5 protein-coding genes are annotated in these 4945 nt (G+C 64.1%); all 5 read right to left on the bottom strand.

All coding sequences use genetic code 11. From position 1 onward, the window contains the following. Positions 1-203: 203 nt before the first annotated feature. On the bottom strand, positions 204-845 hold the full coding sequence (locus tag V7080_RS24005) for a response regulator transcription factor (RefSeq protein ID WP_334190902.1): 642 nt from the start codon (positions 843-845) through the stop codon (positions 204-206). After that, on the bottom strand, positions 835-2286 hold the full coding sequence (locus tag V7080_RS24010) for a PAS domain-containing sensor histidine kinase (RefSeq protein WP_334190903.1): 1452 nt from the start codon (positions 2284-2286) through the stop codon (positions 835-837). Before V7080_RS24010 ends, V7080_RS24005 begins: the two co-directional genes overlap by 11 nt. A gap of 71 nt (positions 2287-2357) precedes the next feature. Then, entirely contained in the window at positions 2358-4121 is a 1764-nt protein-coding gene (locus V7080_RS24015; protein ID WP_334190904.1) for a cation:proton antiporter domain-containing protein, read from the bottom strand. Positions 4122-4157: 36 nt separating this feature from the next. Next, positions 4158-4394 (bottom strand): hypothetical protein, encoded by a 237-nt coding sequence (locus V7080_RS24020; protein WP_334190905.1) that lies wholly within the window; start codon positions 4392-4394, stop codon positions 4158-4160. 8 nt (positions 4395-4402) lie between these two features. After that, positions 4403-4909 (bottom strand): FixH family protein, encoded by a 507-nt coding sequence (locus V7080_RS24025; protein WP_334190906.1) that lies wholly within the window; start codon positions 4907-4909, stop codon positions 4403-4405. Between the last annotated feature and the right edge of the window lie 36 nt (positions 4910-4945).

Here is a 4945-nt window from a genome sequence, read left to right on the forward strand (position 1 = left end):
GCCTTGGCTCCGTAAGCGGAGCATCTCTGGGTCCCCGCCTTCGCGGGGACGACAAATCCATTTATGAAATGAGTCTAGGTAAAGACCTGTCGTCCTCGCCCTCGACTACCCCCCATTCAAGGGCAAGCCGCGGCGAGAGCCTGGAAACGCGTCATATGCCTTGTTTCCATAGTCGGTGCATCCCTAGAGTCGATGCCAGTTCATCAAATCAGCAAGCCGTTTTCAATCGCATACCGTGTCAGTTCCGCATTGCTCGTCATGCCCATTTTTTCGAGGATGCGGGTACGGTAAGTGGTGACCGTGTTCGGGCTGAGATGCAGGGTATCGGCGATCTTTACCAGGCTTTCACCGGCAGCGATCATTTTCAGCACTTCCAGTTCGCGGTTCGACAGTTCTTCGTGGGACGCCGCACCGCCGCCGCCGAGCATGCCGGCGATCTTTTCGGTCAGCGCCTCGCTGACGTACTTGCCGCCGGCGGCGGCCTTGCGCACGGCGGCGATCAGTGCGGCGGCGGGACTGTCCTTCGTCAGGTAGCCGGCGGCGCCGAGCTTGAGGGCGCGCACCGCATAGACTTCCTCCGAATAGGTGCTGAGGATGAGCACCGCGAGCTTCGGCTGTTCCGCCCGCAGCAGGCGCAGCAGGTCGAGCCCGTTCTTGCCGGGCATGGCGATGTCGACCAGCGCGACATCGAAGTGCCGTTCACGCACCAGCGCCAGCGCATCCTGCGCATTGGCGGCTTCGCCTTCGACGACGATATCGGATTCGGAACTGAGCATCAGCCGCACGCCGTTGCGGACCACCGTGTGGTCGTCCACCAGCATGATGCGGATCGGATTATTCGCCATATGCAGTCTCCAGAGGCAGGCGCAGCACCACCCTGGTGCCTTGTCCGGGTGTGCCGGTGATGCGCAGGTCGCCGCCGAAATGCCGGCTGCGTTCATACATGCCGAGCAGGCCCCACGATTCCCGGTTGAGCAGGCGCTCGGGTTCGATACCCTTGCCGTCGTCCTCCACCGTGACGGCGACGATGCCGTCGCCGCAGGTCGCCTGCACCACGGCTTTTGATGCCCCGGCGTGGCGCACCACGTTGGTCAGCGCCTCCTGCACCACGCGAAAGACCATGGTGCTGCGCTCATGGTCGAGTTCGACGTCGGCGGCCGAGGGATCGATGTCGCACCGGCATGCCAGTCCCGAGCGCTCCTGGATCTGTTCGGCATACCACTCCAGCGCCGCCCACACGCCGAGCTGGTCGAGCACGCTGGGCCGCAGGTCGGTGATGACCTTGCGCACCGTCTTGATGGCATTGTCGGCCAGGCCGGCGGTTTCGACCAGCAGCGGATCGGCCGGCAAGCCGGCGCGGACCGCGCGGTCGATCGATACTGACACATAGGCCTTGATGCCGGTCAACTGCGCACCGAGCTCATCGTGGATTTCCTGCGCGATGCGCTTGCGCTCCTGTTCCTTCACTTGTTCCTGGTGGGCGGATAAACGGCGCAGTTCCGATTGCGATTGCCGCAGCGCCTCTTCCGCCTGCTTGCGTTCGCTGATGTCGCGCACCATGCCGGTATACATGCGCCGCTCCCCGATGAACATCTCCGCCACCGCGAGATCCATCGGGAAGGTGCTGCCGTCCTTGCGCTGGCCGATGACTTCGCGGCCGATGCCGATGATGCGTTTCTCGCCGGTCTTCGCGTAGTGCGCGAGATAACCGTCATGCATTTCCCGGTACGGCGACGGCATGAGGATCGAGACATTCCTGCCAGCCACTTCCGCTTCGGTGTAGCCGAACAGGCGCTCGGCCGCATGGTTGAAACGGTCGATGATGCCGCGCGCATCGATGGTCACGATGGCATCGACCGCGGTATCGAAGATGGCGCGCATGCGGACTTCGCTTTCCTGCAGCGCGGCCTCGGCCTGCTTGCGGCGGGTGATGTCGTGAATGGTCGCCATGACCAGCGAGACGCCGGAATCGCCTTTCAGCGGCGACAGGCTGACTTCCACCGGAAATTCCGCACCGGAGCGGCGCCTGCCGAAGAGTTCCCTGCCCGTCCCCATCGCGCGGGCATGCGGCATTTCCGAATAGTTCCTGCGCAGCGCCACGTGCGCCGCCTGGTAGCGTTCCGGCAAGAGTATTTCGATCTGTTTGCCGATCAGCTCGCCCGGCGTGTAATCGAACATGCTTTCCGCCGGAGGATTCGCAAGAACGATGGTGCCCTGCGGGTCGGCGATCAGCATGGCGTCAATGGCCGACTGCAATATCCAGTCGATGCTTTGTCCTTTGAGCATGCGGTATGTGGGTTCCCTGTAATGCAGCGGCGATGGTCCCGCGCTGCGAATGAAGATCGTATCGCCGTATTCTATAGCGGCGGGACAGGCAGCTCCACTCCTTGCAGCTGGGCAATCCGCCGCTCGCGCTCGGCCTGCACGATATGCGTTGCGGCGGCCTCGGATTCCCCCAGGGTCTGCAGGACAAGCGACGACAGTTGCAGGCTCGATTCGAGTGTTTCCGGAAACACCATGGTGGCGCCGGCCTTCTTCAGCGCCAGTGCATGTTTTTCGTCGCGCGAGCGCGCGAACAGCGGCGTATGGGGACATTCGCGCCGGATTGCGGCGACCGCGTGCAGGGCCGATGCCACATGGTCCATGGTAAGGACGATCGCGGTGGCGCGGTCGGCATGCAGCTTGCGCAGCAATTCGACACGCGCGGCATCGCCGAAATAGACCGGGAGCCCCTGCGAATGCAGTTGTCCGGCGAGGCGTCCGTCGCTTTCCAGCGCGATATACCGGATGCCGCGGTCGGCGAGGATGCGTGCCAGCAACTGGCCGACACGGCCAAACCCGGCGATCAGCACATGGCCTTCCATCAGCTCCGGCGTGGCCATATGCAGGTCCGCCGCGCCGGTGCCGCCGCGCTCCTCCCGCCAGTCGCCGATGGCCCGTCCCAGCCTTGCCGCCGCCGGCGTGGCGAAGAGGCTGAATCCGACCACCAGCATCATGAATTGCGCGATTGCGGGATCGATCAGGCCGGCGGTGAGCGCAAAGCCGACGATGATGAAGGCGAACTCGCCGCCCTGCCCCATCAGCAATCCGCCCTCGACCGCCCGTCCCCATGGAAAACCGCCGGCGCGAAAGACCAGCGCGAGCACCGCCATCTTGATCAGGAACAGGCCGATCACCGACAGCGGCATCCATACCGGCGACGCGGCGATCTGGCGCAGGTCCATCTGCATGCCCACCGACATGAAGAACAGGCCCATCAGCAAACCCTTGAACGGCTCGATCGTCACTTCGACCTCATGCCGGAATTCCGTTTCCGCAAGCAGCAGTCCGGCAAGGAACGCGCCGAGCGCCAGCGACAGCCCGGCCGCCGCGGTCAGCGCCGCGATGCCAAGCGCGCACAGCAGGGTGAGCGCCATGAATACGTCGGGCTGGCCACGCCGGGAAAAATGCCGGAACACCGGCTGCACCAATCGCCGTCCGACCACGTAGATCACCATCACGGCCAACGCCGATTTGGCGAGCGCGCCGCCGAGCAGGGGTAGCAGGTTGTCGCTTTCACCGGTCGCCATCACGCCCAGCAGCAGGAACAGGGGAACGACGGCAAGGTCCTGCATCATCAGGATGGCAAAGCCGGCCTGCCCGAGCGGCGTGCCGAGCGTGCGCCGTTCCGTCATGAGCTGCATCACCGCCGCGGTGGATGACAGCGCCAGCACAAGGCCGAGCACCACCGCGGTCTCGGTGCGGTTGCCGAATACATACGCCATGCCGCCGATGAGGATGGCGGTCAGCGCGATCTGCGACATGCCGCCGGCGAATACCCAGCGCCGCAATGCCCACAACCGCGCGGCCGACAGTTCCAGGCCAATCGTAAACATCAGGAACAGCACGCCGAGTTCAGCCAGTGCATCGACGCCGGCACCTCGCTGGACAGTGAAATAGCGCAATGCCGGGACACTGTCCGTCCAGAGGCCGAGGCCGAACGGCCCGACCAGGATGCCCGCCGCGAGAAAGCCGACGACCTGGTTGATGCGCAGGCCTTGCAGAAGGGGAATCAGGATGCCCGCCAGGGCAAGGAACAGGAGGGCTTCTCCGAGGAAAGGTAGGGGGTGGTGTTCTTGCAATCCGGGTCTCGCGGCTGGGTGACGAAAAACCTGATGTTACATCGGCGGGCGGCGCGGCCCTGGCAACACCAGGTAGCAGGTCAGCATGCTGGCCAGCGAGCAGAATACCCAGAAGAAGAAAAACCCGGAGGTATAGATCGCGATCGGCGGCAAATCGGGATGAATTCCGCTGATCGACAGATCATGCGGGTCGAACATCGAGAAGAAGAAGCCCACCGCCATCGATGCAACCAGGAACGACGGCCATAACACGACCAATGCAAGGCGTAACATGGTTTCTCCTACTGGACCGGATCGGCCTTGAGTTGAACGGCCTGTTCCTGCGGCCATTTCCAGCCGCCCTGCAAACGCCAGTTCCGCTGCATGTCTTCCACCTGCACCTGCCAGCGCGCCCGCTCCAGCATCGGCAGGTCGATCGCGAAATCGCCCCTGCTGTCCGGCTCGATCACAATGCGCATGTCGAGTTCGGGACGGGTTGAATGGACCAGCCGCAGTTGCGCCGCGCCGGTGAGCGGCTGGCCCTTGGCGAGCAGGCTGCCGGCCAGCTTGCCGGTGGCGGGGTCATAGCGCAGCGCGAACGACAATGCCATCGCCGCGGCGGCGCGATCCCGCCGCAGATCCTGGTTGATCGCCTTGCCCTGCTTGTAATAGTCATCCACCACCAGCGCATCCTGCTGCGCGAAGGCGATCCATCCGGTGACGATACCGGCCAGCACGACGGCGACCGGACCGATCATCAGGAACCAGGGCCAGCGGTGGGCGTACCAGGGGGTGACGAAAAACCTGATGTTACATCGGCGGGCGGCGCGGCCCTGGCAACACCA

Origin of the sequence: Noviherbaspirillum sp. (assembly GCF_036846085.1) — a bacterium.
Taxonomy (GTDB): Bacteria; Pseudomonadota; Gammaproteobacteria; order Burkholderiales; family Burkholderiaceae_D; genus Noviherbaspirillum.

Coding starts and splice junctions, on each gene's coding strand:
- V7080_RS24005 (WP_334190902.1), bottom strand. CDS start 845: ATGGCGAATAATCCGATCCGCATCATGCTGGTGGACGACCACACGGTG.
- V7080_RS24010 (WP_334190903.1), bottom strand. CDS start 2,286: ATGCTCAAAGGACAAAGCATCGACTGGATATTGCAGTCGGCCATTGAC.
- V7080_RS24020 (WP_334190905.1), bottom strand. CDS start 4,394: ATGTTACGCCTTGCATTGGTCGTGTTATGGCCGTCGTTCCTGGTTGCA.